General features: G+C 59.3%; 22 protein-coding genes and 7 pseudogenes. 16 read left to right on the top strand and 13 right to left on the bottom strand.

Features of this window, described 5'->3' with window-relative positions:
* Positions 1–105 precede the first annotated feature (105 nt).
* Positions 106–882, top strand: a pseudogene (locus EOA85_RS03500) (IS110 family transposase); the annotation flags it as partial.
* A gap of 295 nt (positions 883–1,177) precedes the next feature.
* Here EOA85_RS03500 and EOA85_RS03495 read toward each other — a convergent pair.
* Positions 1,178–1,604: pseudogene (locus tag EOA85_RS03495) on the bottom strand (ATP-binding cassette domain-containing protein); the annotation flags it as partial.
* A gap of 307 nt (positions 1,605–1,911) precedes the next feature.
* On the opposite strand from EOA85_RS03495, the gene EOA85_RS03490 reads away from it, so the two are divergent.
* Positions 1,912–2,940, top strand: a complete 1,029-nt coding sequence (locus tag EOA85_RS03490; RefSeq protein ID WP_127208391.1) for a hypothetical protein — start codon at positions 1,912–1,914, stop codon at positions 2,938–2,940.
* A gap of 561 nt (positions 2,941–3,501) precedes the next feature.
* On the opposite strand, the gene EOA85_RS03485 is transcribed toward EOA85_RS03490, so the two are convergent.
* From EOA85_RS03485 to EOA85_RS38615, 6 genes are read right to left on the bottom strand one after another with little or no spacing between them, the layout of a single operon-like run.
* On the bottom strand, positions 3,502–4,380 hold the full coding sequence (locus EOA85_RS03485; protein WP_127208390.1) for an SMP-30/gluconolactonase/LRE family protein: 879 nt from the start codon (positions 4,378–4,380) through the stop codon (positions 3,502–3,504).
* Positions 4,381–5,514 (bottom strand): mandelate racemase/muconate lactonizing enzyme family protein, encoded by a 1,134-nt coding sequence (locus EOA85_RS03480; RefSeq protein ID WP_164759472.1) that lies wholly within the window; start codon positions 5,512–5,514, stop codon positions 4,381–4,383. It lies immediately after the preceding gene.
* Positions 5,511–6,599 (bottom strand): NAD(P)-dependent oxidoreductase, encoded by a 1,089-nt coding sequence (locus EOA85_RS03475; protein ID WP_127208388.1) that lies wholly within the window; start codon positions 6,597–6,599, stop codon positions 5,511–5,513. Before EOA85_RS03475 ends, EOA85_RS03480 begins: the two co-directional genes overlap by 4 nt.
* Positions 6,592–7,356: a 2-phosphosulfolactate phosphatase gene (locus tag EOA85_RS03470; RefSeq protein ID WP_127208387.1), complete on the bottom strand. Its 765-nt coding sequence runs from the start codon at positions 7,354–7,356 to the stop codon at positions 6,592–6,594. Before EOA85_RS03470 ends, EOA85_RS03475 begins: the two co-directional genes overlap by 8 nt.
* Positions 7,353–8,288 (bottom strand): ribokinase, encoded by a 936-nt coding sequence (locus EOA85_RS03465; protein ID WP_127208386.1) that lies wholly within the window; start codon positions 8,286–8,288, stop codon positions 7,353–7,355. Before EOA85_RS03465 ends, EOA85_RS03470 begins: the two co-directional genes overlap by 4 nt.
* Positions 8,285–8,941 (bottom strand): GntR family transcriptional regulator, encoded by a 657-nt coding sequence (locus EOA85_RS38615; RefSeq protein ID WP_281033699.1) that lies wholly within the window; start codon positions 8,939–8,941, stop codon positions 8,285–8,287. Before EOA85_RS38615 ends, EOA85_RS03465 begins: the two co-directional genes overlap by 4 nt.
* Here EOA85_RS38615 and EOA85_RS38610 point away from each other — a divergent pair.
* The 3 genes and pseudogenes from EOA85_RS38610 to EOA85_RS03450 all read left to right on the top strand — a co-directional run.
* The gene (locus EOA85_RS38610; protein WP_245485590.1) at positions 8,828–9,142 is read left to right on the top strand and encodes a hypothetical protein; all 315 of its coding nucleotides are present in this window, start codon (positions 8,828–8,830) and stop codon (positions 9,140–9,142) included. The two genes, EOA85_RS38615 and EOA85_RS38610, sit on opposite strands and share 114 nt — an antisense overlap.
* 67 nt (positions 9,143–9,209) lie before the next feature.
* Positions 9,210–10,496 carry an extracellular solute-binding protein gene (locus EOA85_RS03455; protein WP_164759470.1) on the top strand — a complete coding sequence of 429 codons (1,287 nt, stop codon included), beginning with the start codon at positions 9,210–9,212 and terminating at the stop codon, positions 10,494–10,496.
* A 109-nt stretch (positions 10,497–10,605) separates the two neighbouring features.
* Positions 10,606–10,761, top strand: a pseudogene (locus EOA85_RS03450) (DUF6429 family protein); the annotation flags it as partial.
* Here EOA85_RS03450 and EOA85_RS03445 read toward each other — a convergent pair.
* From EOA85_RS03445 to EOA85_RS03435, 3 genes are read right to left on the bottom strand one after another with little or no spacing between them, the layout of a single operon-like run.
* Positions 10,719–12,506, bottom strand: coding sequence for an IS66 family transposase (locus EOA85_RS03445; RefSeq protein WP_348627875.1), 1,788 nt, complete (start codon positions 12,504–12,506; stop codon positions 10,719–10,721). The pseudogene EOA85_RS03450 and the gene EOA85_RS03445 sit on opposite strands and share 43 nt — an antisense overlap.
* Before the next feature lie 45 nt (positions 12,507–12,551).
* The gene (gene tnpB, locus EOA85_RS03440) at positions 12,552–12,890 is read right to left on the bottom strand and encodes an IS66 family insertion sequence element accessory protein TnpB (RefSeq protein ID WP_080579326.1); all 339 of its coding nucleotides are present in this window, start codon (positions 12,888–12,890) and stop codon (positions 12,552–12,554) included.
* 11 nt (positions 12,891–12,901) lie between these two features.
* The gene (locus EOA85_RS03435) at positions 12,902–13,348 is read right to left on the bottom strand and encodes a transposase (protein WP_206523232.1); all 447 of its coding nucleotides are present in this window, start codon (positions 13,346–13,348) and stop codon (positions 12,902–12,904) included.
* Between the two features lie 120 nt (positions 13,349–13,468).
* Between EOA85_RS03435 and EOA85_RS03430 the strand changes: the two genes are divergently transcribed.
* From EOA85_RS03430 to EOA85_RS38605, 6 genes and pseudogenes are all read left to right on the top strand, one after another.
* Entirely contained in the window at positions 13,469–14,284 is an 816-nt protein-coding gene (locus EOA85_RS03430; protein WP_164759469.1) for a sugar ABC transporter permease, read from the top strand.
* Positions 14,281–15,132: a carbohydrate ABC transporter permease gene (locus EOA85_RS03425; protein ID WP_127208381.1), complete on the top strand. Its 852-nt coding sequence runs from the start codon at positions 14,281–14,283 to the stop codon at positions 15,130–15,132. Before EOA85_RS03430 ends, EOA85_RS03425 begins: the two co-directional genes overlap by 4 nt.
* A 65-nt stretch (positions 15,133–15,197) precedes the next feature.
* Positions 15,198–16,260 (top strand): annotated as a pseudogene (gene ugpC / locus EOA85_RS03420) (sn-glycerol-3-phosphate ABC transporter ATP-binding protein UgpC).
* 249 nt (positions 16,261–16,509) lie between these two features.
* A pseudogene (locus EOA85_RS37265) lies at positions 16,510–16,715 on the top strand (IS5/IS1182 family transposase); the annotation flags it as partial.
* A gap of 202 nt (positions 16,716–16,917) precedes the next feature.
* Complete coding sequence (locus EOA85_RS37260) at positions 16,918–17,259, top strand: transposase (RefSeq protein ID WP_164759468.1); 342 nt, start codon at positions 16,918–16,920, stop codon at positions 17,257–17,259.
* 13 nt (positions 17,260–17,272) lie between these two features.
* Entirely contained in the window at positions 17,273–17,899 is a 627-nt protein-coding gene (locus tag EOA85_RS38605) for an ATP-binding protein (protein ID WP_245485589.1), read from the top strand.
* Between the two features lie 343 nt (positions 17,900–18,242).
* On the opposite strand, the gene EOA85_RS03405 is transcribed toward EOA85_RS38605, so the two are convergent.
* Together EOA85_RS03405 and EOA85_RS03400 are read right to left on the bottom strand one after the other, a co-directional pair.
* Positions 18,243–18,737, bottom strand: coding sequence for a GNAT family N-acetyltransferase (locus tag EOA85_RS03405; protein ID WP_127208380.1), 495 nt, complete (start codon positions 18,735–18,737; stop codon positions 18,243–18,245).
* Positions 18,734–19,057, bottom strand: coding sequence for a DUF1778 domain-containing protein (locus EOA85_RS03400; RefSeq protein WP_127208379.1), 324 nt, complete (start codon positions 19,055–19,057; stop codon positions 18,734–18,736). The genes EOA85_RS03405 and EOA85_RS03400 overlap by 4 nt, the downstream gene beginning before the upstream one ends.
* A 130-nt stretch (positions 19,058–19,187) precedes the next feature.
* Between EOA85_RS03400 and EOA85_RS03395 the strand changes: the two genes are divergently transcribed.
* The 4 genes from EOA85_RS03395 to EOA85_RS03380 are packed head-to-tail and all read left to right on the top strand — an operon-like array spanning position 19,188 to position 24,801.
* The gene (locus EOA85_RS03395; protein WP_127208378.1) at positions 19,188–20,900 is read left to right on the top strand and encodes a restriction endonuclease subunit S; all 1,713 of its coding nucleotides are present in this window, start codon (positions 19,188–19,190) and stop codon (positions 20,898–20,900) included.
* Positions 20,890–22,500, top strand: coding sequence for an AAA family ATPase (locus EOA85_RS03390; RefSeq protein WP_127208377.1), 1,611 nt, complete (start codon positions 20,890–20,892; stop codon positions 22,498–22,500). The genes EOA85_RS03395 and EOA85_RS03390 overlap by 11 nt, the downstream gene beginning before the upstream one ends.
* 5 nt (positions 22,501–22,505) lie before the next feature.
* Positions 22,506–23,348: a hypothetical protein gene (locus EOA85_RS03385; RefSeq protein ID WP_127208376.1), complete on the top strand. Its 843-nt coding sequence runs from the start codon at positions 22,506–22,508 to the stop codon at positions 23,346–23,348.
* A gap of 1 nt (position 23,349) precedes the next feature.
* Positions 23,350–24,801 carry a class I SAM-dependent DNA methyltransferase gene (locus tag EOA85_RS03380; protein ID WP_127208375.1) on the top strand — a complete coding sequence of 484 codons (1,452 nt, stop codon included), beginning with the start codon at positions 23,350–23,352 and terminating at the stop codon, positions 24,799–24,801.
* Positions 24,802–25,730: 929 nt separating this feature from the next.
* On the opposite strand, the pseudogene EOA85_RS03375 reads toward EOA85_RS03380, so the two are convergent.
* A pseudogene (locus tag EOA85_RS03375) lies at positions 25,731–25,985 on the bottom strand (S9 family peptidase); the annotation flags it as partial.
* Positions 25,986–26,317: 332 nt separating this feature from the next.
* On the opposite strand from EOA85_RS03375, the pseudogene EOA85_RS03370 reads away from it, so the two are divergent.
* Positions 26,318–26,695: pseudogene (locus EOA85_RS03370) on the top strand (DUF2285 domain-containing protein); the annotation flags it as partial.
* Between the last annotated feature and the right edge of the window lie 220 nt (positions 26,696–26,915).

Here is a 26,915-nt window from a genome sequence, read left to right as displayed (position 1 = left end):
ATACCGGCCCGCGGCTTCTTGAAAGGCCGCAAGGAAAAGGCCTGAGAGAAGAACGCACTCGATCACCGGGCACATCAGGTTGGAAGGCTCTTGCATCGAGGGCGGCAACCAGAGAAGAACGACGTCGCAGATGCGGAGGCGATCGTCGAAGCAGCGCAACGACCGACAATGCGCTTTGTCGAACCGAAGACCAAGGAGCAGCAGTCCCGGGCTATCGTGTTTCGCACCAGAGAGCAGTTCGTGAATCAGCGAACCGAATTGGTGAATGCGCTGCGCGCGCACCTCTATGAGTTCGGTTATGTTGCTCCGCAAGGCATCGGCCACCTGCCACGTCTGGCAGAGATCGTCGAGGACGAGAGCGCAGACCTGCCGGATCTGGTCCGCGACGTCTGCAGCGCTCTCCTTGACCAAATCGACCAGTTGAGCAGCCGGCTCGCGGCATTGAAGAAGACGATGGACACGCTGTCCAAGCAAGCTGCAACATCTCGGCGGTTGCAAACCATGCCCGGTGTCGGCCCTATCGCTGCCCTTGCCATTGAAACCTTTGCGCCGCCGATGGAGGCTTTCAAGTGCGGTCGCGATTTCGCCGCCTGGCTCGGGCTGGTCCCTCGGCAGAAGTCGAGCGGCGGCAAGCAACGATTAGGGAAGGTATCGAAGATGGGCCAGCGAGATATTCGGCGGTTGCTCATCATCGGCGCCATGGCTGTGGTTCGATGGGCGTCTCGGAGGCGCGCGCCCGACGGTTCCTGGCTTGCCCGCTTGATGTTGAAGAAACCGCGCATGCTGGTGGCAATCGCGCTGGCCAAAAGGATGGCGCGTGGCATCTGGGCCATGCTGACGAAACAGGAGGACTACCGGAATCCGGCGACGGTGCCTGCGTGATTTGCAACAACGCACCTGAGACCGGGACGTCGGAGATGTGAGGAAGGCATGAACTGCATGGGCAAATGATCGATCAGATCGGGGTCAGGAAAACCAGAGTCAAGTTGAGAGCCCACGCAAGCTCGCTTTGCTGATTTGGACCTGATCCGCGCATCACCATACCGGCCCGCGGCACATGGAACGGCCGCAAATCAAGGCCTGACACATGACCGCACTCGATCACGCGTCCAATGCTTCAGGTTCTTCCTTGCAAAATGGCTGGCATCCACACAAGAACTTGACGCACACAACCCGCGCCGACCTGTTCCACCTTGCCGTCCCGCATCACCACGATCTTGTCGGCCATGGTCATCGCCTCGATCTGGTCATGGGTGACATAGACAATCATCGTGCCGAGGCGCTGATGCAGTTCCTTGATCTCGACACCCATCGCGACACGAAGGCGTCGAGATTCGATAAAGGCTCATCGAACAGGAAGACTTCCGGGTCGCGCACAATGGCGCGTCCCATGGCCACACGCTGGCGCTGCCCGCCCGATAGCTGTTTCGGAAACCGGTCGAGCAGCTTGCCGAGATCGATTCGGCCGCCTGCTTCACCTTGGCATCAATCTCGGCCTTCGGCCTACCCTTGATCTTGAGCGAAAAGCCCATGTTGTCGGCCACGTTCTTGTGCGGATAGAGCGCGTAGTTCTGGAGCACCATTGCTATGTCGCGGTCTCTTGGCAGAAAGAACTCTATCTTCGAATTCGAGCGTGCGCGTGATTACTGCTTCACGTCAATTCCACCCCAGAGAGCACGGCTACCAGCGGAAAGCATAGCGGAACACGTATTCCGCGCCTGCTTCGCGCACCGCAATTCTATTGGGCTGAGCCATGCGGCCTCCCTAAGCCGAGTCATTGCTATTATACAGCATGAGCAGTTCGCAATATTAGGATATTGCATTCTTGCAACAAATTACTTAACGTGCGCATGCTTTTTCGCCGACTCGGTCGCGATGTCGGGCGTTAAAAGAACAGCCTCGAGGATTCGCATGACCGTACGATTGCTTCACCAGACCGACCTGTTTCGTCCCTATATCGATCCCGATGATCACTGGGACCTTGCTTGTGTCTACGCTCTTGCCGCATCGGGCCAACTGGAGCTCGGCGGCGTACTGGTTGACTTCCCGCCCGATCACTACCCGGGCCGCAGTCCGGACGTCACCGGCGTTGCGCAGCTAAGCTATCTCACGGGGTTACCGACCCACATGGCTGTCGGCTCCTCGATGCCCTACACGCATGACCGGGCGTCGCTTAATGCCCTTTCTAGGCGAGACCGCGCCGGCGCGGAGTTCCTTCTTAAGTACCTTCGCGACAGCTACGGGCCGGCTTACATCAGTATTGTCGGCTCCTGCCGTGATCTCGCCGTTGCGGCCAAGCTTGACCCGGATCTATTCCATGACAAATGCACCGGGATCTACCTCAACGCGGGCACGGGCCATCCCGATGTCGCGAAGCAGAGAGGGACAGAGTACAATGTTGAGCTCAATGCGGCCGCTTACGCCGCCACGTTCGACATCCCGTGCCCAATTTACTGGATGCCATGCTTCGAGACCATGAGGGATTCGACGGACAGAAAGGTCGAGAGGTTCGGTACCTTCTATCATTTCAAGCAGAGCGACGTTCTGCCAAAGTTGTCGCCCGCCCTGCAAAGCTACTTCACCTACTCACTCGAGGCGCGAACGGATGCCCGCTACCTACAGCCGCTGCTGGCGCCGCAGAGCGACGCATCGAGCTGGTTTACCATCCATGCCGATCGCTTAATGTGGTCTACCGCCGGCTTTTTCCACATGCTGTCACAATCCGTGGACAAGGTAGGGAAGATTATTGCGGGGTCCAACGAAGACGATGCGATTTTTGGCTTCCTCCCTGTCGACATCAAGTGTGATCCGAATGGGGTGACGACATGGACGAACGCCGGTGCGGACTCAAATCGCTTCCTGTTTGAGGTAAAGAATCCCGATAGCTATGCTAGCGCCATGACTGCTGCCATGGCGACGCTACTGGGGAATATTCAGTAGTCCTAAGCCGAAACAATGTTCCCACATCTCAGCTTGAAGCGCTGTCAGAGCTTGCCACTATGGGAGGGTTTCTTCACCCGGCGGAGATGCTAAATGAACCGAACCTCCCTCTGCCGAGCGAGGCTGAATGGCCTTCAGAGGCCGAGGCGGGGTCGTGCTTTGGACTAAAGCCAACGGTCTTGGCTGCTGACTCTTTTAGTATTATGGCTGATTTGCGCGCGGTGATTCACCGATGCCGAAGGAGGCGATAGGATCAGCGGTGAAGTTACGGACGTACTTTTCGGCGGGGGAGCTTCACCATCTTGCACGGAACTCAAAGGATGGGAGCCAGAGCAGCCGGCCGTCGGGATGGATCGCCAGACGCTACGCAACCGGGGCGCATGGGTTCAACACGGCCGGCCCTGATGGTCTTGTGGACGAATGCGCCCCGGGACCAGCGTCCCGGTTGTCTCACGAGCAGCAGACCGAACTGGCCGTGTTGGGTCCGGATCGTGGCGTCTATGGCGTCGTTCGCTGGCGACGTATCGACATGAAGAAAGCCATCGAGGATCGCTTCGGCAGCTAGACCCTGCAACTGAACGGCGGTTGGCCAGCCTGACCGACCTCAACGCGGAAGAGGTTGCCGGACTCGGGGAATCGAAGAAGCTCATCCGACGATTGCCTGGTTCGCCGTGAGGTTATGAACAGCGTTCTCAGATCCTCGCTGCCAAGTGCCACACAGGTCGGCGCCATACTCGGCATATCGACGCGATCTGTGACATGACCGTTTCGATCGATACGGACAACACAGCCGCCTCGTAGCCTGGCGCTCCAGTACCCCCCTTCAATGTCCACGGTGGCGCCATCAGGCGATCCCGGAGCGATATTCGGGCCTGCCAGTGGGCCTATCTCGGCAAGACCGGTAAATTGCGGAGCTAGGGCGAAACGCCGGATGGTGCCCTCCGTTGTGTCGGTGAAATACATGATCCGGCCGTCGGGCGAAAAAGCCAGTCCGTTGGCCGCCGTTACGCCACCGAAGAGCGTAACGACCTCGCCATCGGGCGCGAGGCGATAGACGCTTCCGACCGGCTCACAGCTGCGTTCATTGTATGTGCCCAAGACGATCCCGCCGTACGGATCGATGGCGGCGTCGTTGACGCGGGTTTGCGTGAGATGCGGCTCGATCTCGGCCACTTGCGAAAAGTCGGTGAAGGTCGAGTCCGTGATAACAATAGACTTAGGAAAGCCGAGCACGAAGCCGCCACGCACGCGTGGAAAGACGAACGCAGCACGATTAGGAAGTTGGCGTACTGCTGCAATCCTTCCGTTATCGTCCCACCGTAAAACGCACTTTGCTTCAATATCTGTCCACCATAGGCTCTGGTCCGATGCGCTCCAGTTGCATCCTTCGCCCAGCAGGTTATGGCAATCGAACGCCGTGCGTGCGTGATGAAGCCGCATTCACTTTGCACTCTGCAGATTCCGCGTCCGCAGTACGGCAGGATCGACCGCGAAGGGTTCAAGCTTTTCGTGGTCGAATACCACTCCATGTCCGGGTGCCTCAAATGGGAAGGCCACTCCGTTCTCGAGCCGAAGCGCCGTCTGAAGCACGCCCATCTCGGAGAAGCTCCCGCCGTGCACGCATTCGAGGATGTCCGCATTATCGATCGCACACATCACCGCGACGGACAATTCGGACATGTAGTGGGGTGCCATGGGTCGGTGGAAGGACGCCGACAGATTGGCGATCTTCAGCCACTCGCTGATACCTCCGACGCGGCACACGTCCGCTTGGACGACGTCGACGGCATTGGCCTGCAGATAATCGGCAAACTGATGCCGCGTATATAGGCTCTCGCCGACCGCAATCGGCAGCGCTACGAAGCCGCGTAGGTCGGCGTGCCCGCAAATATCCTCGGCGTGGAGAGGCTCTTCGATCCAGCCAAGATCGAACGCCGCGAGTTTCTGCAGTCGGATCATGCAGTCGGAGACGTTCCAGCGCTGATTAGCGTCGACGAACAGTCGTCGCGTGGGACCGATCAGTTTCTTCACGGCCACGATCCGATCGAGATCTTCTTCGGCGTTGTCCCGACCGATTTTGATCTTCACCGCCTTGTGGCCCGCTGCCAGCAATCCATCGACCTGGTTGAGTAGAGCGTCGCTGTCGAGGAAGAGGTCTATGCCACTGCCATAGGTGGGAATGTTGTCGCGCCGCGCGCCGAGCAGACGGAATAGTGGAACGTCATACCATTTGGCCGCGATATCCCATAGCGCGATGTCGATGGCGCCCAATGCGAGGGTGTTGATGCCGCCGGTGCCGCTGCGATGCAATTGGCCGTAGAGGAACGACCAAAGCCGTTCGATCTGTCGCGGATCTTGTCCGACGAGCATTGTCCGGCAATAATCATCGATCAGGGCGAGAATGGCGCTTCCGCCGATCCCTGTGGTGTAGGCAAAGCCCTCGCCAACGATTCCAGCGTCTGTGGTAACGCGGGTGATGATGAATTCGAGGTTCGCGACGCGGTGTGTGGCGTCCTCCCAGGAGACTGTCGGCGGGATGTGATAGAGACGCGAGGCGACATCGATGATTTTCAAGGCTCGGTCCTCCCCGCCATCGTGAGAACTTCGGGGTTCGACAGATTGCCAGGCTTGCCGGCCAAGAGCCGCTGCAGGTTTTGCACAATGCTGCGGGTGTGACGTACGCGCATTTCTTCGGTCCACGCGGCGATATGAGGCGTCGCAAGGACGCGCGGATGAGTAACAAGCGGATCCCACGCCGAAGGCGGCTCCGTGTCAAAGACGTCTATCGCGGCCCCGGCGATCTGTTCGCGATCCAAGGCTCGCAGTAGCGCGCCAGTGTCGATAAGGCCTGCCCGACCTGTGTTGATGAGATAAGCGCCGCGCCCCACCCGATCGAGCTGGTCTGCGCCGATCATGCCGCGCGTTTGCGTGCTGAGCCGCGCGTGCAAGGTTATAATTGCCGAGCGTGCCAGAAGTTCGTCGAGTGAGACCGGTTCGACCCCGAGAGTTCTTAACTCGGCGCTATCGACATAAGGATCGTGGACAATAGTGCTCATGCCAAAGCCGGAAAACTTTTCGGCGACGACACGACCGATTGCCCCAAAGCCGACGATACCGAGTGTGCGACCATGCAGCTCGATGCCCGTGAATGCGAGTTGCGGAGAACTCGCGCCGCGACCCCATACCGTACCACGAAAAAAGTCCTCTCCGGAATCGAATTCGGGGGAGCGGGATCTAATCCATGCACCGGCAGGGATGAGGTGGCGAGTAAGCCCCAGCGCGAGAGCAACCGTGAACTCTGCAACCCCGTGATCCGTTCGCCCGAGAGTGTGCAGTACAGCGATCCCCCGTGCCGTGGCGGCCGCCACATCGATGTTTGCTTGCGGGGCCGAGCGCACTGACAGGATGACGCGAAGCTGTGGTGCGGCAGCCAGCAGCGCTTCGTCAAAACACTCGTATCCCGCTATCACAACCTCGGCTTCAGCAATTGCGTCCATTAGCTGCTTGCGATCACAGAACCACTCGCCGGCTGCCCAGCCGAGCAACTTAAGCTCGCTTATTTCGCGGAGCGTGGCGATGCCCTCCGGGCTAAGATCTGCTGTGGCCAGGACGCGAGGTCGGCCACTGATCAATCTGATGGCGACTGCGCTACTAGGCATCTAGGAGATAAACCGGATGATCGGAGTCTTCGCCCTGCGCGGCAACGACCGGAACGATTGTAGATTCATTGATGAGCGCACAGAACTCCACATCGTTCTGCCGGCAGTTGCCGATGAAGCGGCGACCGGTCATCGAGCTCAGTAACACCTTCACTGCACTATCTTGCGAGATTGTGAAGCCGTGAGCGAGCGACGCGGAGTCGTCTAGTTCAACAGCGTGATCCTTCGCAAGTTCACAAAACTGTGAAACGATCATTCCGGCGCAATAGCTATCTTCAATCGCAACGCGTGAGTTCCGCAGCTGGCCTGAGCAGATTATCGTGATGTCTGCATTGCGCGATGACGCCTCCGCGAGCGCACGCCGGGCTACCGCATTCAGGTTTCGCAGCGAACCAAGCAGTACTAAGGCTGCGCCTTCGCGAACTGCCGTGAGTATGGCTGGGGTGCCATTGGCCGTTGCCAGCATCGCGGAGCGACCCGACAGATCAAGTCGGGAAAGGAGGGACGGCGAGGGCTCATGATCGAATCCGAGGGGCGTTGATCCATCATCCAGCTCCGCGCAAATAACGCCATTCTCGCCCACGGCGGCGCGCGCTTTGGCGACGTCGGAGCGAAATGCTCCGACAAACACACGATCGCTGCCCGCGTCGAAAAGTCCGACGAGAGCTGTCGTGGCACGGATCACATCCACGACAATGCAAACGTCTCCGGCAATACCCAGAGGGCTGGCGGGAAGCAAAGCGACCTTAATCTTCATACGCAAGCGGTCCGGTTTTTCATCAATTTTGAAATCTGACCCGCATCGGGCAATGCCGGAACCACGAGCTTTCTTGTGACTGCGAGGGCGCCCGCCGCAGTGCCGCGGCGAGCAGCGTCAGCGAGGTTCAATCCACTGGCCAGCCCTGCAGCGAGTGCCCCGTTGAATGCATCTCCGGCCCCGGTGGTGTCGACGACCTCGACCGGGTAGCTCGCGATCTTGATCATTCCGTCAGGCCCCGCAATCAGCGCACCATCCGCCCCCAGCGTCATCACGACGTGCCCGACGCCGAGGCCGCGCAATCTTGCCGCTAAATCGGCGTCGGCCTGCCGATCGTCCGCGTCGAGCCCCAGCAGGATGCGCGCTTCGGACTGGTTCGGCGTTAGGATGTCAACGTCCGCAAGGATCTCCTTCGGCAGTGCGCGGCCAGGTGCGGGATTAAGGATGGTCGTCAGCCCCCGCGCCTTGCCGATGGCAAGCGCGCGTGCCGCCGTCTCGACTGGTATCTCGAGCTGTGTGAGCAAGATGCCCGGGCTCGTCCAGGTGGCCGCGAAGGTTTCGACATCGGTCCCCGTGAGCCGCGCGTTGGCGCCGGGATCGGTGATGATGCGGTTCTCGCCTGCAGCGTCGAGAATGATGATCCCGGCCATCGTCGGTGTCCCGACCATCTGCCTCACTGCCGAGCAGTCGACGCCTTCGGCGCGCCAGAGTTGCACTGCCTCGTCACCGAATTTGTCGGCGCCCACGCCCGCCAGCAGTTTGCATCTGGCGCCGAGACGCGCAGCTCCAATAGCCTGGTTAGAGCCCTTGCCGCCATTTCCGAAGGCAAACCCCGACCCCAGCAGGGTCTCGCCGGGCGCTGGCACGTCGCCCACAATCCAAAACGCAACTCCGTACGAGCCGACGACATAAACTTCGCAGGTGGGCATCATCTGCTCCGGCCGATTAATTGGCGTGGTTGAGCGATCGAGGCGCTCTTGCGCTCGATCCAGCCGGTGTAAATGTAGCGATCGGCCCGGTAGGATGACGACGAAAAGTAAATAACCCGATCGGTCACGTCGAACGCGGTACGGTCAATTTGCAGAACCGCAGTGCCGCTCGACACGTCTAGTGCTTTTGCCAGTCTGGCACGCGCGATGCCAGCCCGAATCTCCTGCTTGGCTCGGGCAAGCGGCACACCAAGGTTCTGCTCGAGAATCTCGGTGAGAGAGGTGTCGGCAAGGTCGAGTGTTTCCATGTGGCGCCCGATTGCCGCGACGAACGAAACTGTCTCAACCGCTACGACTTCGTCGTCGATCGTGCGCAGGCGCTCGATAGTCAGCACACTTTCATCGGTCGGCACGTTTAGTGCGGCTGCGACCAAGGCGTCAGCGGATCGCCAGTCGACCGTCACATGCCCAGTACCCGGCCGGAAGCCGCGTGCTACGGCTTCTTCCGAAAAGCCTGAAAAAGTAAGCAGGTCGCGGCCGATGTGACGCCTGGCAACGAACGTCCCCTTGCCAGCGCGTCGATAGAGCAAGCCTTCACCGACAAGGGCAAGCACCGCCTGTCGCACAGTGCTGCTACTGAGCGCGTGCTGCTTCATCAACTCCATCTCAGTGGGAAGCTGATCGCCAGCATTGAAGACACCGCTCTCGATCTGAGACCGAATGATGTCCGCCAGCTGAATATGAAGTGGAGTTCTACCAGGCTGAATCATGCTGTCTCCTCAAGCCGAGTCATTGCTATCACGTGGCCCGGGGGTTGGCAATATTACGATATTGCATTCTTGCAAGAAATCAAATAGCGTGTGCTTTAAGGTCGAGGGAGTGGTTCCCTCATTTGCGGGACGAACGGGAGGAAATAAGATGACTATGACGGGCTATCGCTTGGGTCGGCGGGGCTTCTTGACCGGCATGTTGGGAGTGTCGTCGCTGCCCGTCCTTGGATCGTTGCCGGCCAGGGCGCAGGACAAGAAGCTGCGGGTCTTCGGCTGGGGAGACGGTGCCGGTTTTAAGGGGCTCTTCGATGCCTTCGAAAAGGTATCAGGCGTAAAGGTTTCTTACGAAGGTGTGCCCTTTGCCGACCTTCAGAACACGATAGTCCAGCGCTTCCGGATCGGGAATTCCGGAATCGATGTCCTGCTTGTGGACCCGACTTATATCCCGACGTTCTCCACGCTGGGCATTTTGGCAGACTTGACGAGTGCCTTCGGAGAAAAGAGCAAAGGCATATTGTTCCCCAGCGATGTGCAGGGCGCCACCTACAACGGGAAGATGCTGACAATGCCGATGCAGGAGTCGACTCAGCTCCTGTTCTTCAACAAAGGGCTTCTGGCCAATGCCGCCGTTGACGCGCCGGGTGTCTCGCCCGACGCGCGCCTCACCTGGGACAAGGTCATCGAGCTTGCCAAGAAGGTGCAGGCGGCCGGAGCCGAGACGGGCTTCGGCTTCGAGCAGGTCGATCGCTACTACCAGCTACAGGTCCTTCCGGAATCGCTTGGTGGTGGGCCGGGCGTCAAGGGTGACGATTTGCTGACCGTTGACGTGGCCAACGATGCTTGGCTGCAGGCAGGAAAATGGTATGGGAGCATCTTCGCCGATGGCGTGGCTGCGCGCGGTCCGAGCGGATACCAAGAAATGATCGACCTGTTCACAGCCGGCCGGATTGCATTTCTTGTTGGCGGTCCATGGTTGATCGCCGAATTCGACAAGGTCGACGGTCTTGACTATGCAGCGGCGCCTCATCCGTATTTCGCCGGTGGCAAGGCGGTGACGCCTTCTGAATCGTTTCATCTGGGAGTGGCGGCGGACACAACGAATGGCGACCAGGCCCTGGAATTCCTGAACTACGTGGGCTTGGATAAAGCAGGGTCAGTCATTGCAGCCCGCGGAAGCAATATACCCGCGAACATTGAGGCTGCGGCAGAGGTGCTGAGCCATATTCCCCGGCAAAATCCAAACCTGAAGGGTGTTGATACGTTGATCCGCTACGAGCTCGCCAACACGGCTATCCGGCGACCGCGTACACTCGGATATCTCCAATTGGAGGAGCTGGTCACGCGTGCATGGAGCGATATTCGCAATGGAAGTGATGCTGCTCAGACGTTTCCGCAGCTTCAACGTGAACTTGAGCGCAGTTTCAAGCGCATCGAGCGCTAAGACCGATGGCGATGGAAGCGATTACTGAGGGAGAAAGCGCCAGGGATGTATCGTATCCATCCGAGCAGGGCCGCGGGATTTTGGGTGCCGCGCGTGGTAACGTGGGTTCATGGAGATCGATGAAGACAGGATCGACGACGCCGTTTTGGCGCTGTTATGGCTGACGCTGCATAACGAGCGTTGTGCCTGGAAGGGGTTCGACTGGGCAACGACGGATCGGCTTCACAAGAAGGGCATGATCGGCGACCCAGTCAACAAGTCGAAGTCATTGATCCTGACCGATGAAGGACTGGTTCGTTCGCAAGCATTGTTCCGGAAGCTGTTTACGCGGCCGCCGCAATAGGCAATAGCGGTCCCTTGTTGTGCCTTCCATTGCCAAGGCAGTAGTTCGTGCAGGCGGGAGACGGGAAGATCGGCGATGCGGGCGAACACATCGGCGAGCCACGCCTTTGGGTCGACGTCGTTGAGACGGCAAGTCGTGATGACGGAGAGCATGATGGCGGCACGATCGGCCCCACGCTGGGAACCGGCGAAGGTCCAGTTTCGACGCCCGAGTGCAATTCCTCTCAGAGCGCGCTCGGCCGCATTGTTCGTGAGACAAATCCGGCCATCTTCGAGGAAACGGGCAAAACCATCCCATCGCTTCAGCATGTAATCGATCGGCTCGATCACCTCGGACGATTTGCTGAGCCTGGCGCGCTCCCGTTTCAGCCACTCGTGCATGTCATCGAACAGCGGCTTGCTCTTTTCCTGCCGCGCGGCCAACCGTTCTGCGACGTTCAATCCATTGATCTCGCGTTCGATCTCGAACAGCGCATCGTACCGTTGGACGGCCTCCAGGGCGATTGGCGAGATCGGCTTGCCCTTGCGTTTGTGGTTCCGGGCACTTTTCTGGATATCGGCCAGTTCAAAGAATTTGCGCCGCGCATGCGCATGGCAAAAGGCGAAGGTGATCGGTACCGCTTTCTTTTCGGCGACACTGAGCGGCTCGAAGCCATTGTAACAATCACTCTGCAGAATGCCGCCATACCCGGCCAGGTGCTTCTGCGGGTGCTCGCCGCGGCGGTCGCTCGACGCATAGTATATGGCAGCCGGCGCTGCCGCTCCGCCGTAGGACCGGTCATCGCGCACGTAGGTCCATATTCGCCCGGTCGTGCATTTGTCTTTGGCCTGAATGGGGATGGTGGTGTCATCGCCAAAAAGCCGCTCGGCCGCGAAGACATGCCCCTCGATCAGTTCAAAGATCGGCAGGAGCGCGACCGTCCCATACCCGACCTGGTCGGCCAATGTCGAGGTCGAAAGCTCGATACCCTCGCATTTGAACCGGGTGCTCTGCCGGTTGAGAGGGCTATGCATGCCGAACTTATCGAACAGGATCGTCGCCAGCAGATGAGGACCGATGAAGCCGCGCGGCGTGGCATGGAACGGCGCCGGCCGCTGGCTGATCGCCTCGCAGTCACGGCAGGTAAATTTCTCCCGCACCGTCTCGATCACTTTGAACCGGCGCGGAACCTCCTCGAGCGTCTCGGTCACGTCCTCGCCCAGTTTCGACAGGCGCGACCCGCCGCAGCATGTACAGGTGACTGGGGGATCGATCACCACGCGCTCGCGCTCGATATCCTCCGGCCACGGCTTCCGGACCGGCCGTTTGCGCGTGAACGAACGCACGCTCGAGGTCCTGGCGGCAGCCGCTTGCGCTGCGGCTTCATCCTCCGTCGCCGCCATCACCAGTTCTTCGAGCTGCAATTCCATCTGGTCGATCAGGCGCGCCGTGCGTTCGGATCGCCGGCCGCGCAGTTCGCGCTTCAGCTTTTCGATCGCCAGCTCCAGACTGGCAATCAAGGCCTCACTGTCCGACAGCATGGCCTGCGCATTGGCGGCTTGCGCCACCGCAATGTCCCGCTGGGCGACGACGCTATCGCGTTCACCCTGCAACATCTCACGCTCGGAAAGCAGCGCCAGATAGGCGCCCGCAAGGTCCGCAGGAAGATCCACAGGCTTCGAGATCATGAAGCCATTCGATCAGATTCACTCAATATTTTCAATGCAATAATGCTATCCGACCCGTGTCGGACGCCAGGTTTCCTGCGGATTGCGCCAATCAATACCGGACAACAAATAAGACAATTGTGCCGGTGAGATCGCTACCGCGCCGCCCTCCATATTCGGCCAGATAAACCGGCCCTTCTCCAGCCGCCGGGTAAAAAGGCAGGCGCCCAGACCATCATGCCAGATGATCTTCAAAATATCCGATCTGCGGCCCCTGAAGACGAAGAGATGCCCTGACAACGGATCATGCTTCAGAACCTCTTGCACCCGAAGCGCCAGAGAAGGAAAGCCACAGCGCATGTCCGTATACCCCGTCGAAAGCCAGACCTTAACCCCTGTTCCCATCGGAAACGGATTCACCGCAGCGCCTCCAGTCCGCGCAGGATCCGAAGCAGCGCTTCAACGTCGACATCGCGTCCCACGATCACACGGCGACCATTGGCGCTGACAACCTCCATAAGCCCACTTTGTGCCGTCGAAGAATTGGTCGGCGCAACAACCGGCATGCCTAGCTCCGGGACCAACAGTGCAGGAATAAACCCTTCACTCCCCCGGCCATTGCCGAGCCGTCCCTCGCGAGCTGCTCTACGCCAATCGTTCAACTGAAAGCGTGTGATCCCATGGCGACGTGCTGTTGCCGTGACCTGACGCGGGGCCGAATAACTCTCCGCCACGATTGCAAGTTTGGCCTCGTTGCTGAAACGGCGACGCCGCCCGCTATCGACAATCTCCATACGGCTAACTTGCGGCCGCTTCTCTATCGTTAAATCCACGGTTTTCACACTGTCTATATTGACGTCCATATAGACAGAACATCCAGTTCGCCTCACTTCTCAGCAAGGCGGCCCACCTCGGATGCGTACGATGTATCCACAGTTGGGCGATTTTCAAAATGGAGAGCGGCCATAGCGCCGCTCCTCTTCTTGACGCCGGCTCTGGTTGCCCTCATCGTCTTTCGGTTGTTGCCAGCAGGTTGGCTCGTTCAGCAGAGCTTGTCCGGCCCCGACGGCGAATTCGCCGGGCTTGATAATTTCGAGTTCCTTTTCACGGCGCCTTCATTTGCCAAGACCCTGCATGCCACCCTTACCTTTGTCGCGGTGACCGTGCCGCTGCAGACGGTAACCTCTTTCGGCCTCGCTCTCCTGTTTGCCGAAAACTCACGGATCATCTCGCTGCTGCGAACCTTGGTGTTCCTGCCGGTATTAATCCCATCGAGCGTCGCAGCCATACTGTGGGGCGCTGCATACCGCCCGCAGGGACTGGCAAATGCTCTGTTGACGTCTGTGGGCGTGAGCGCTCAGCCGTTCCTCACATCGCCAGACCAGGCACTGATGTCGATCATTGTCATGAGCTCGTGGGTCGGAGTCGGCTTCTGGATGATTTTCCTCATCGGGGGCCTAAAGGACATTCCTCGCGATCTCTATGAGGCAGCATCCATCGATGGCGCCGGGAAGCTTTCGTCGCTGTGGCACATCACTATCCCGCTGATGCGTCGACCGCTGGCCTTCGTAATCGTCGCTGACACGGTATCCGCATTTCTGCTGTTTGGGCCGATCGCGATACTTACCAGAGGCGGGCCCGGCGGCAGCACGCAGCTCATCATGTACGACGTGTATCAGCAGGCTTACTTTTTCAACGACGTGCCATTGGCTGCTGCAGAAGGGTTGACCTTGATGGTCATCATGATGGTCATCATCCTCATCCAGTTCCGGTTGCTATCACGGGAGAAGCAACTATGAGGGCCGGAGAAACAAACTCGGCCGGGGCGGGACGCATCGTTCATCTGCTGTTCGGTATCGCCGTCGCCGCCGGTTTTATGCTGCCAATCGCTTGGCTGGTTGCAGGTAGCCTCCGGCCGGGTAGCGAGATATTCACCTCGCTCGATCCGCTTTCCATTGGCTCCTTTGTTCCGTCACGGCCGACGCTTGAAAATTTTGGCAGCGCGCTCGCCGGATCGTTCCGAACTGGATTGATTAACTCTTTCGTCGTCGCGGCATGTACGGTGGTCGTGGCACTGCTGGTGTGCGCAACCGCAGCCTTCGCGTTGAGTGCGATGCAGTGGCGCGGCCGCGACGTCGTCTTCGCCCTCATCGTCTTCAGCTTTTTGATCCCCGAGGAGGTCGTGGCTATCCCGTTGTCCGCCATCTTCGCACGGGGCGGGCTGCAGAACACCTACATCGCACTGATCGTGCCTTTCGTGGGCAGCGGCATGGTGATTTTCCTACTGCGGCAGTTCTTTCTCGCCATACCGCGCTCATTGATTGAAGCGGCCCAAATCGATGGAGCCGGCTGGCTAAGGATTTTCCTCGAGATTTTCCTGCCGCTTTCACGTCCGGCTCTCATCGCCGCCGGAGTAATAATCTTCAATGGGCAATGGCAGGCTTATCTGTGGCCGCTTCTGGTCACGACGCGCCAGGACATGTTCCTCGCCCCGATCACCCTCGCCTTGATGGCGGGGGAGCATACCACCGACTACGGCCAGATCTTCGCGGCATCGACCATTCTAAGCCTCATCCCCGCAGTCATCCTGCTGGGCTTCCAACGCTTCTTCACCGACTCGGTCTCGATGTCGAGCGTCAAAGAATAATCGCGAGTGCTTCTTCGCCCCGAGCTGAAGATGCAGATTATATGCCGCAATAGAGGAGATGTGAGTTGGCGCAGGTAACCGTTAGGAACATTGTCAAGCGCTACGGAAGCATCCAGGTCATTCACGGCGTGAATGTCGACATCGTCGATGGCGAGTTTGTCATCCTGGTCGGCCCTTCGGGGTGTGGCAAATCCACCTTGCTACGCATGATCGCCGGTCTCGAAGCCATATCGGGCGGGGAGATCAGCATCGGCGGCCGGGTGGTGAACGATGTTCTGCCAAAAGACCGCGACATAGCAATGGTGTTCCAGAACTATGCGCTCTATCCGCACAAGAACGTCGCCGACAACATGGGCTTTTCGCTCAAGATCAAGGGTAGGCCGAAGGCCGAGATTGATGCCAAGGTGAAGCAGGCGGCCGAAATTCTCGATCTCGACAAGCTGCTCGACCGGTTTCCGAAACAGCTATCGGGCGGGCAGCGCCAGCGTGTGGCCATGGGACGCGCCATTGTGCGCGACCCGGAAGTCTTCCTGTTCGATGAGCCTTTATCGAATCTCGACGCTCAACTTCGTGTCGCGATGCGTGTCGAGATCAAGGAACTGCATCAGCGCCTCGGCACGACGATTGTCTATGTCACCCATGACCAGATCGAGGCGATGACCATGGCCGACAAGATCGTGGTGATGCGGGACGGCAAGGTGGAACAGGTCGGCGCGCCGCTCGATCTCTACGACAATCCGGGCAATGTTCTTCGTCGCCGGTTTCATCGGCTCGCCGGCGATGAACTTCATCAAGGGCAAGGTCGTTTCGAAGGACGGCAGGCAGATATTTGTGTCGGATACCGGATCCGTGCTGCCGGCTGACGGGGCGAGGGCGCAGGGCGGCCAGCCGGTCATCTACGGCATACGTCCCGAGCATATCGACATCGCGCCCGACGGTTTGTCGGCAACGGTTTCGGTGCTGGAGCCGACCGGCTCCGAGACACAGATATTCGCCAAACTTGGCGATGATCCTATCGACGCTATCGTCAAGGATCGACTGACAGTCCGACCTGGTGAAGAAGTTAGACTGAGGATCGATCCGCGCCGTGTTCACATCTTCGACAGGCAAAGCGGCGCACGCCTGTGACCCTTCGCCATTCTGATTGCGCCAATCATCTGCAGGTAAAACGCACCAGTGAACTGACCCTCATGACTTCGTTGGCCGTGAACTATCCGCAAGCCGTTGATCTGGCATCCTGATTAAGGCGGCCGACGGCTTTGGAATTGCAGGATTTGGGTGTTTGGGCCCTGTTTTCTTGCAATTCGATTTTGCGATTCCCTTGTGCTGCGGAGCGTGATTCACTCGGTCGGCGGCGGCGAATCGAGGGGGGACGCAGTGTCCAGGCCACGCGAGAAGCGCGAGACGGGAGAGCAGGACCTTTTCCGCTCCAGGCTCGATCAGATCAATCAACATGAAAGCACGAGTTGGTGCGCCTGGCGCAGGCGATCGACTAGCCGGTGCTGGAGGAGCGTTTCGGCGCGGTCTATTCGGACGGTCCCGGCATGCCGCCGCTGCCGACCCGGCTGATGGCGGGGCTGGCCGAATGGCGTTTGGCCCGCGTCTCGACGGATTATCACGTCGAGTTGAACACCTTCTTTTATTCCGTGCCCCACAGCCTATTTGTCAGCAGGTCGATCTGAGAGCAACGGCGCGCGCACCATCGAGATCTTCCACCGCGGCAAGCGCGTCGCGGTGCATCAGCGCCGCTATGGAGGTCCTCGCCATGAAACCGATCCGGATCACATGCCCAGTTCCCACCGGCGCTATGCCGAATGGACGCCGGAGCGCTTTCGGCGTTGGGCCACGTCGATCGGGCCACAGACTGAAGGCCTGGTCATCGCAATTCTCGCCAGCCGTCCGCATCCCGAGCAGGGCTTTCGAACATGTCTGGGGATCCTGCGCCTGTTTCGCGACATCGAGCGCAATCGGGCTGAAGCCGTGTCAGCCCGCGCCGTCGAGATCGGTGGGCTGAACTGCAAGAACATTGCTTCGCTCATCGCCAACCACAAAACCGCACGCCATTCCACCGAACCAACCGCCATCGTTGATCACGCCAATCTGCGTGGCCCTGATTACTTTCATTGAGGAGATCCACCCCATGCTGATCAATCCCACCATCAATATGCTGCGAGAGCTCGGCCTTTACGGCATGGCAACCGCTTTCCACGAACTCGACGCACAGTCAGAAGTGCGCGGCCTCGAGCACGGCGAATGGCTTGCCATGCTGCTCGAACGCGAGGCGACCATGCGCCGCCAGAAGCGTTTCGAGGCTCGCGCCAGGGCTGCCAAGCTTCGCCATGACGCGCAGATCGAGAATGCCGACTTCCGCGCCGCACGCGGCCTCGACCGCAATCTGTACATGGCGCTTGCCGGCTGCGAATGGATCAGAAAGCATCACGGTCTTCTTGTCACCGGACCAGCCGGCGTCTGCGGTCTTCTGGCTGGGTGGTTTCTGAGTGCCAGATGGCCGGCAAATTCTCGGCGAGTTCCTGAAGCGCGGCGTGATCCGCCTCCTGTAAGACAAGGGCTCTCGGTCGCTCCACCGGCGATATTCCTGCTCGATCTCATCGACCACCGGCAGCTTGTCTTCCCATCCTGCCCCGTCGAGGTGCTGACCGCCGCTGGGCCCAAGTTTCTGGATAAGCACTTGTTGCATCGAATAAGCCGGAACGAGCTCGTCCGCTCTAAGCCGAACTCGCGATCGCAGAGAAGCTTTACGCGATGAGGGTCCAATACGTCTACGAGCAGCCGCTCGTCCTGAACGGGAAGATGCGATGGCCGGATTTTTCCGTTGAGGACGATGCCCGTGGGGTTACCTATTACTGGGAGCATCTTGGGTTGCTGTCCGATCCGGCCTATGCGCAGCGGTGGGCGTCAAAGCGAAAGGCCTATCTCGCTGAAGGCGGCAGCAAACGGCGCAGAGCGTGTCCTGATCGAGACAACGGAAGCGGAGGGGGCGGGACTAGACATGCTCGAAATCGAGCGCTTGGCAAAATTTGTTTTGGGCTGATGGCAGTTCGGCATGCGCGTGACGGGGAGCAAAGTGGTCTGAACGCTTCGCGGCTGTGTCATGCAAATAGTCGGGCGATCTCAGCCATAGGTAGGAAAAGTCGGTCCCCCGATGCCGTCAAGGGTAGGAAATTATGGAGCCGATAGAAGGTCGCCGTCTGTTCGTCCGTGGCATCGACGACGATCGCATACGTTGCGATTTCGCTGCGGAGAGCTCGCGCGAAGGCGTCCATGAGCATTTGTTCGCCGAACCCATGGCCGCTATGCCGCTGGTCCACGGCCAGGCGGCCGAGCAACGTGGCGGACAGCAAGGGATAACGAGGCAACCTTTTGCTCAAGCTGTTAGGCAGGGCGGCTAATGCGATCGAACCGGCTGCGAGGGTGTAGTAGGCGAGCGGCGTCGTCCCCCAACCCACTAAGACGAAGCTGGAGGCGATGCGTCGCCGGCCGTCTTGGATGGCCTGCAAACGCAGATAGCGATCAAGCGGCTCGACGCCGCACTCAAAGGCGGTGCGGTCGTGGCGGTCATCAAGCGGTTCGACACGCAAGCTCAAGAACGTGTCGGCTCGACGGCACTCGCCGTCGCAATATACCGTTGTGCGCCCGCCCTCAGGCGCGGACCAGGATCACGCGGGTTGAGCAGGGCCTCGGCGAAGGCCCGGCTTTCCTTCACGGTCAGCTTGACGGCCCGCATGTCTTCGAGGGTGCGGACTGCGGCCTCATGGACACTGGCGATGACAAAGTCAGTGAGCGTTCGGCCCTGGAGTTCGGCGGCGCGTTGGAAAAGATCCTTCTGATCGGCTGAGATCCGCGCCTCGAGCCTTTCTTTGCGCGCTAATGTGCGCCTTTTCGCGGATACCTGTCCGGCTGCCATTGCCTTCATCCTTGTCACGCGTCTATTGTACGGCTTAGAGCCGGACGCAGCAAGGGGTTCCGCGCCGAGACGATTTCCCGTTCCGTCCGGTTCCCCTGACAGCCTAGCCGGCGCAAGGGTGAAGAAGCGAATGGACCAACCGCCTACCGACTCTGAACGTGCGCTGCCGCCCGGCTGGGCTTTGGTGCGCGTGGATCAGGCGGGCGAGGTACGGCTAGGCCGACAACGTTCGCCCGAGCAGGACTCGGGTGCGCATATGACCAAATATGTGCGCGCCGCCAATATAACGCCCGCCGGAATGAATCTTACAGACCTTCTGGAAATGAACTTTACGCCGGCGGAGCGTGAAGTATTTGGCCTGAAGGTTGGTGACGTCTTATTGACGGAGGCGTCGGGCAGCGCTTCCCAAGTCGGGCGATCGGCGATCTGGCGTGGCGAATTCGATCTCTGTTGCTTCCAGAATACCGTAATCCGGTTCCGGCCGCATCTGACGACCTCCGAGTATGCACTCGTCGTGTTCCGGCATTACGCGGCAGCTGGGGTTTTCGCAGGCGCAGCGCGAGGTGTCGGTATTCAGCATTTGGGCGGTTCGCGCCTTGCCGAACTCCCTTATCCATTGCCTCCGCTGGCTGAGCAGACGCGGATAACTGAGATCGCTGATATACGCTTGGCCGAGATCCGGGAGGCGGAGGCTCGCCTTAGATCCGCGCTTCACCATTTGAATGAGCAGGTGCGCGAAATTATGGCGACGGCAGTGGCTGGCGAGTTGGCGCCGCGATCGCCGCAAACGCCCGAGCCAGACCGCGCGCGCGGGTCATCCCGGTCAGGGCAGATCAATCTGTTCGAGGAAACACTGAACTTAGACGTCCCAGGTTTAGGCGCCACGGTGCCAGAGGGATGGCTGCGGCGTCGCGTTGATCACGTCGGAGAAGTTAGGCTTGGGCGCCAGCGGGCACCCAAGCATGAGCGGGGGCGCAATATGCGTCCCTACCTCCGGGTGGCGAATGTCTACGAAGACCGGATCGACACCTCCGACATCCTGCGCATGAACTTCGAGCCTGAAGAAGTCGCAATCTACGAACTGCAGGACGGCGATGTACTTCTCAATGAGGGGCAGAGCCCGGAACTGGTTGGTCGTCCGGCGATCTACCGTGGAGAGGTTCCGGGGGCTTGTTTTCAAAATACCCTGATCCGCTTTCGCGCGGGAGACGGGATTGAGCCGGAATACGCGCTGCTGGTTTTCCGCCATTACATGCATTCGGGGGTGTTTCGCGAGATTGCGCGCTGGTCGACAAACATCGCTCATTTGGGGCTGGAGCGGTTTCGAGCGCTTCCGTTTCCGATCCCGCCTCGTGACGAGCAACAGCGTATTGTCGCTGAGGCCCGCCGCCGCCTGGATGCGATAGCCGGCCAGACACGGGCCGTACAGGCCTCTCTTGCACGCCTGCCAGAATTTGAGCTGGAACTACTGGCAGCGGCGGTGGCGGGCGAGTTAACACCGCAAGATCCACATGACGAGCCGTCGAGCGAGCTTCTCCAGCGGCTGGGGCCGCCGCGGAAGACTCAGGCGACGTTATCAAGCCTGAGAGGTGATACCATGCCAAAGAGACGGCCTCGCCCGACGCGGCAAGCCGAACCAACGCCTGACCTAGCGGCGGTGTTGAAGGAAAACGGCGGGTCTTTGCCGCTGCCTGAGCTGTTTGCGCAAGCCGGATACAACCGCGATCTGCCCGAACACGTCGAGCTCTTCTATCTCGCTCTGCGTAACGCGCTCGGCGGCACAATTCGCTTGACGGGAGACGCCGCAGAGAACGCGGAGCTTGAGGTCGCTGATGCGGCTTGAAGCGGTCAGGATCGGCGCGTTCAAGAACCTACGAGATCTCTCTGTCGATTTCGACGAGGGATCACCTTACACGGTGCTTGTCGGTCAGAACGGAGCCGGGAAATCTAATCTGATTGAAGCATTGGCGCTGATCTTCCGCAATCTTGATCTCGATGTCGAAGCGCCGTTTGACTACGATCTGAAGTACGAGTGCCGCGGGAACCACATCGAAGTCCAGGGGAAGGCAGACGAGTTTCCGGCGTTTCGGATCAAGCGAACGAAGGAAACCGAGTATAGCGATCTTCCTCGCAAGACCTTCATGGCTGAGGATCGCGAGGGTCGTCCCCGTCATCGCCCTGCGTTCGTGTTTGGCTACTACTCGGGACCCAGCGATCGGCTCGCCACGATCTTCGAGAAGCACCGGGAGCGATTTTATAGCTGGATCATAAAATCACCGGAACAGCGCGGGAGGACGATCAGCGATCCCAACGCGTTGCGGCGCCTCTTCTATGCCCAAACGCTGCACGGACAGTTCGCCCTCATTGCGTTCTTCATGGAGGCCAGCGAGGCGTCCAGGGAAGATCGAGATTTCCTTCGCGAGCATCTTCAAATCCAAGGGTTAGATAGTGTGCTCTTTGCGCTGAAGGAGCCACCATGGAAGCGAAAAGGTGGGGATGCGCGGTTCTGGAACGCCGTCGGTGAAGTGCAGGAGTTTCTCAGTCGGCTATATCATCAGGCCATGCTTCCGCTGCGCATGACGCGGCGCATTCCGATCGACCTGACGAAGAACCCTATCGTCAAGAGTCTCTATCTTTTCCTGTCCAGTGCGGAGTCGCTCGCCGATGTATATCGGTCGTATGGTAATCAGTATGCCTTCTTCACAGCGCTGGAGAGTATGCACCTGTCGAAGGTGTTGGCCGAGGTCCGCACGCGCGTCAGGATGAGCGCCGGGGCTGGGGGTGGAAATGTCACTTATCGCGATCTAAGCGAGGGCGAGCAGCAATTGCTCCTGGTTCTCGGCTTGCTAAAATTCACGGCGCGGGATGAAGCCCTGTTCCTGCTTGACGAACCGGACACGCATCTCAATCCAGCCTGGAGCACACAGTACCTGACATTCCTCGACCGGTTCATTCGGGGACGCGATAGCTGTCATATCGTGATGTCTTCGCATGACCCGCTCGTGTTTGCCGGGCTTGAACGGGCTCAGGTGCGAATCTTCAGACGTGACGAGAAAGGCCGCGCTATCGCGGAACCGCCTGACCAGGATCCACGGGGCATGGGTGTCGCAGCGATCCTGACCAGTGATCTCTTTCGCCTCAAGACAACTCTCGACGTCAAGACACAGACTGACTTGGACCGTCAGCGCGTTCTCGGCATGAAGGAAGAACTGACGCCTGACGAAGCGGCGGAACTCGGTCGGATAAGGGATGATCTCCGCGGCCGTGGGTTCGATTTCACAATCCGTGACCCCCTTTATCAGGAGTTTCTGAAAGCATGGACAGCGCAGGAAGATCCATCCTGGCGCGAGGCCGTGGAGTTGACACCTAAGCAGCGCGAAGATCGCGGTAAGTTAGCAGCTCGGATCGTAGAAGAACTGCGCCGGGAAGTGGGTGCGTCCTGACAGCTATGCGGTTCATCGATCTTGAAGCCATCCTCCCGAAAATCCGGAACCTTCTAGCCGACTTACAGGTCGCGCAGGATGCTGCCCTTGCGGAGCCAAACGCGAAGCGACGCGCGCTCATTATTGATGCGAATCAACAACGTTGGACGGCCCTGCGGCAGGCGTTCGAAGAGGCGTCATTCGACAAGTGCTGGTACACGGAGTGCAGGAGCCCCGGCGCCGACAATGACATTGATCACTTCCGCCCAAAGGCAAAAGTGCGGGAGGACCGAGCTCACCCAGGGTATTACTGGCTGGCGTTCGATTGGAAAAACATGCGGCTGAGCTGCCAGCGTGCCAACCGGCCCCGCATTGCTCCGGGAGCCCGAGTAGCCGGTGGAAAGTCCACTCATTTTCCTCTCCTGGCGACCGGCGTTCGCGCTCGGACCCCCTGTGACGATCTGACCCTAGAGCATCCCGCGCTTCTCGATCCCACAGAACCAGGCGACCCTATCGTGTTGACGTTCAGGCCGAATGGCGAGATCGACGTGTCGCCGGATTTTAGGGGAAACGCTGTCGCTGTAGCCAAGGTCGAAGCGAGCCGGCTTGGCCTGCACCTGAATTGGCCGAAGTTCGTCGAGGGACGCCTGACACTCTACAATCTTGTGGAGCGGGCGGTGGAGCGTGGCCGCCGGGAGGCGCCTGTTAGTTTCGAAGGTTGGCCGATGGCCAATGACGCGTTCAAGGACGCCATTCGCGACCTTAAGGCATACATGGATCCGCGCGCCGAGTACTCCGCCGCGGCCAAGGTTTATGTCGAGTCGTTCAGGAATGTTTGGTGGATAAACGACGTGGTTCTAAGGCTTTGAAATGACGGATACAACTAACCGAGCATCAAACGCTCAGAGCTTGGTCCGAAAGCTCTGGCAGTATTGCAACGTCTTGCGAGACGACGGTCTTTCGTACCCAGACTATGTAGAGCAACTGACCTACCTGTTGTTCCTGAAGATGGCTGACGAACAAGCTGGGGGCGGTATCCCGGAGGACCATTCCTGGCGATCCTTGGTGCGCCTCGACACGTTGGAGATGCATGCGAATTACGGGCGTATCTTGGCCGCGCTTGGTGAGCACGGTGGTATGCTGGGGCTGATCTTCCGCAATGCAAAAAATAAGATCAGAGATCCGGCAAAGCTGCGCCTACTGATCGTCGATCTCATTGGTCAGACGGAGTGGACAGGGCTTTCCGACGATCTAAAGGGCGACGCCTATGAAGGCTTGCTCGAGAAAAACGCGCGCGATACCAAGAGTGGGGCGGGGCAGTACTTCACCCCACGCCCACTCATTGAAGCGATCGTTCAATGTGTGAACCCGCAGCTGGGCGAAGTGGTATGCGACCCGGCCTGCGGAACGGCCGGTTTCCTTTTGGCGGCTCATGATCACCTGCGGAAGAGCCATCCGAAAATGACTGCAGCACAGAAGAAGGCATTGGCCACAAAGTCCATTCGCGGTGTGGAGCTAGTCGAGGAAGTCGCGCGTCTCGCGACCATGAACCTTCTGCTGCACGGCGTCGGAGGTAACGCCGACGATGAGCTGCCGATCGCGTGCGAGGACAGCCTCAAGGCACCACCAGCTCGACAGGTTGACGTTGTGCTTACGAATCCCCCGTTTGGGGTCAAAGGCAGCGTGACCTATGCCCAGGGGAATTCGACACGTCCGGAGGACAGCCTGACGATCGTGCGATCCGATTTCTGGGTTCAGAGCGCGAATAAGCAACTTAACTTCATGCAGCACATCGTAGCGCTTCTGAAGCCGGGCGGACGGGCTGCGGTCGTCGTCCCGGACAATGTTTTGTTCGAGAGTGGTGCTGCAGCCTCTGTGCGTCGCCGATTGGTTGAGACCTGCCGTGTTCATACGGTTTTGAGACTGCCGCCCGGATTGTTCTATGCTGCGGGCGTGAAGTCGAACGTCATCTTCTTTGACAAACCGAAGAAGACGGGAGTGGTATCTACTCGAAGTCTGTGGATCTACGATCTCCGTTCCGAAAAGCGGTTCTCTCTCCGCACGAAACCACTACAGAGCGAGGATCTACGGGAATTCGTAGCACTGTACTCCGATCCCACTCGTGAGGACGGGGAGCGGCACCGTTCATTTGATGCCGCAGATGTGCTGAGCAATCCCGACTGCCGCTTGGATCTGACTTGGAGTGATCCCGCCACGCGATCCAGAGCACCCGGGTTGGCGCGCTTAGATGAGCTTGCCAGGCTGGTTGCCGATGACCTCCAGCGTGCGTTGGCGTTGATCGCCAAACCGCCGGCGTCATAATGTTCGTGCTGGCCGGCATCCACTGCCATGCGTGATATGGCTTGATGACGGTACTTCTTAAGGCCGCGTTGATGGCGTCGCTAGACGCTGCGAGGCGAGTAAATCGTTCGACAGCTCCGATAGTGGTGAGTCAGTATTTTTCGATGTCGGGCACGAAGCTGGCAAGCCCAGCGTGCGTCTGGCTGCTTTTGTTGCCAGCCGAGAAATTCGACAACGATACCGGTGCGCGCCGCCCTGATGACGCCCCATAGGCGCCGCTCGCCGGCGTCTGCATATCGCCTCGATCGCTCGGAACTGCGAACGGGCCTCCGCGTAGTAAGAGCGTAAGACGTCGACGCCAGCGCCGATCATCACCTGCCGCGCTATAGACCGCGCCGTCATTGCCCGTTACCAAGCCATCCTCTGGCATGGGGCCGTAATTGCTCGCGGCGAAATGCCACGCCCATCACCCCAGCGCCGTCCATATTGGCTCCGGCGATGCCCCCCACGTGCGTACCATGGGCGGAAATCTTGTCCATAGCGTTGATGATCCCCGGCCCTCGGCGAAGAAGGCATCACCGGCGTTCACCGGAAGGTAAGGATCGTATAAACTCGGGTGCCTGGGGTTGGGATACCGGGGCAACTCTGGATGCTCTGCCCAGACCGGCTGGTCCATTAAGTTATCTTCGCGCCTTGCCGGTCAAGCCCAAGCCATAGGCGAGGTCCGAGGTGATGGCTGAGAGCCCGACGTTGCCGTTGAATTCGACGTCATTGCGCCAACTCGACCGACATGCTTCCCCAGCATTGACTGCTTCCTCTCACTTTCCACCGACGCTCCAGTGAGCATCGCGCCGTTACCACTGTTTTTTTGAGATACTCGCCGAAAGTGCAGAAGCGGCGGCGATGCGCAGAGCTTTTGGTGCAAACGTCATGAAACATCATTCAGCGTCATTTCCGGCATCTTGCCAGAAATTGTAGAGGTACTGACCACGGCGCCTGATGGTGGGAATCTTGTCACGACAGTCGAAAATCGCTGTCAGCGCCGCCCGGTCGCGCTCGAACTGCGCTCCACCGAAGGGCGTCAGGGTCTTTGCCGACTGGCTGGCGGTCCACGCAAGTGCCCGTTCGCCTTCAACATCTTCAAGCCAAAGATCGGGGTCATCGTCAGGTGCGCTCAGTGTTGGACGGAAATCGAATTCGCTCATGTCCGGACAACCAGAGGAATCAAAGCGCAATGGCTTCCGTCTGCTCGGGAAGGCTCAGTGTTTGCGGTCACTGCGTGTTCGAAAATCGTAATCATCAGGCGGGTTTCTTCTCAGTGGGGCGGCGTTGCAGTGCTTTTGCGCATTGGACAGCATCTGTCGTGCCTACTGAGAAAATTGTTAGAACAATGCGGTCGCCCTGACAGCGTCGTGTCAGATATCCGACATCGTCGAGAATCCGACAACGAGCGCACCCCGTAATCGCCGGATCACCTCCGGCGCGATCGGTGACACCGTGCAGAACTCAGGCAGTGAGGCTCAGAATGAACTTGGTTACGCTCCAGCTCGCCGTCTCTGGCGGCGATATCTTGCACCCTACCTGCCTCCATACCGAGGCGATCTGGCCAGGGACGCTTTCGAAGCACCGCCTGAGGGCGCTCGAGTGCCTCAATGCTCTAAGTCTGGGCCAACACCCGCCCGCCCGTTTGTTTCCGCCGGAAAAACGCGGTCCCCGTCTAACCTTCGTTCTTCGTGCGCTCGACGGCTCGCTTGCCGGCGCGTCACATCGCGAGCTCGCCGAAGCGCTGATTGGTCACCGGCGCGTCCATGCCGACTGGAGGGATCCTCGCGATCATCTGCGCGACCGCATTCGCCGCGCCGTCTCTCGTGGTCGTGCGCTCATGAACGGAGGGTACAGAGATTTCTTCACTTGAAAAGTGACAGGTCCGCCCTGCGCGTCAGCAGGCGAACAGTTCGGAGCTAAACCGGTCACCACTTGTTCGCCCAGTCGACATGGCAGCGAACGGCGGTGCGCTCTGGTTCAAGCGTCGGTCGATGCCAACAGGCACGTTAGGCATTGTCCGATAGCCGACAATGTCGAGTACGCAACACAGAGGAAGCTGACTCTCGGGTGTTCTTGAACGCTTTTGGCTT

The sequence above is a fragment of the Mesorhizobium sp. M5C.F.Ca.IN.020.29.1.1 genome, assembly GCF_003997375.1.
Classification (GTDB): Bacteria; Pseudomonadota; Alphaproteobacteria; order Rhizobiales; family Rhizobiaceae; genus Mesorhizobium; species Mesorhizobium wenxiniae.
This window is presented reverse-complemented; position numbering and strand designations above follow the sequence as displayed.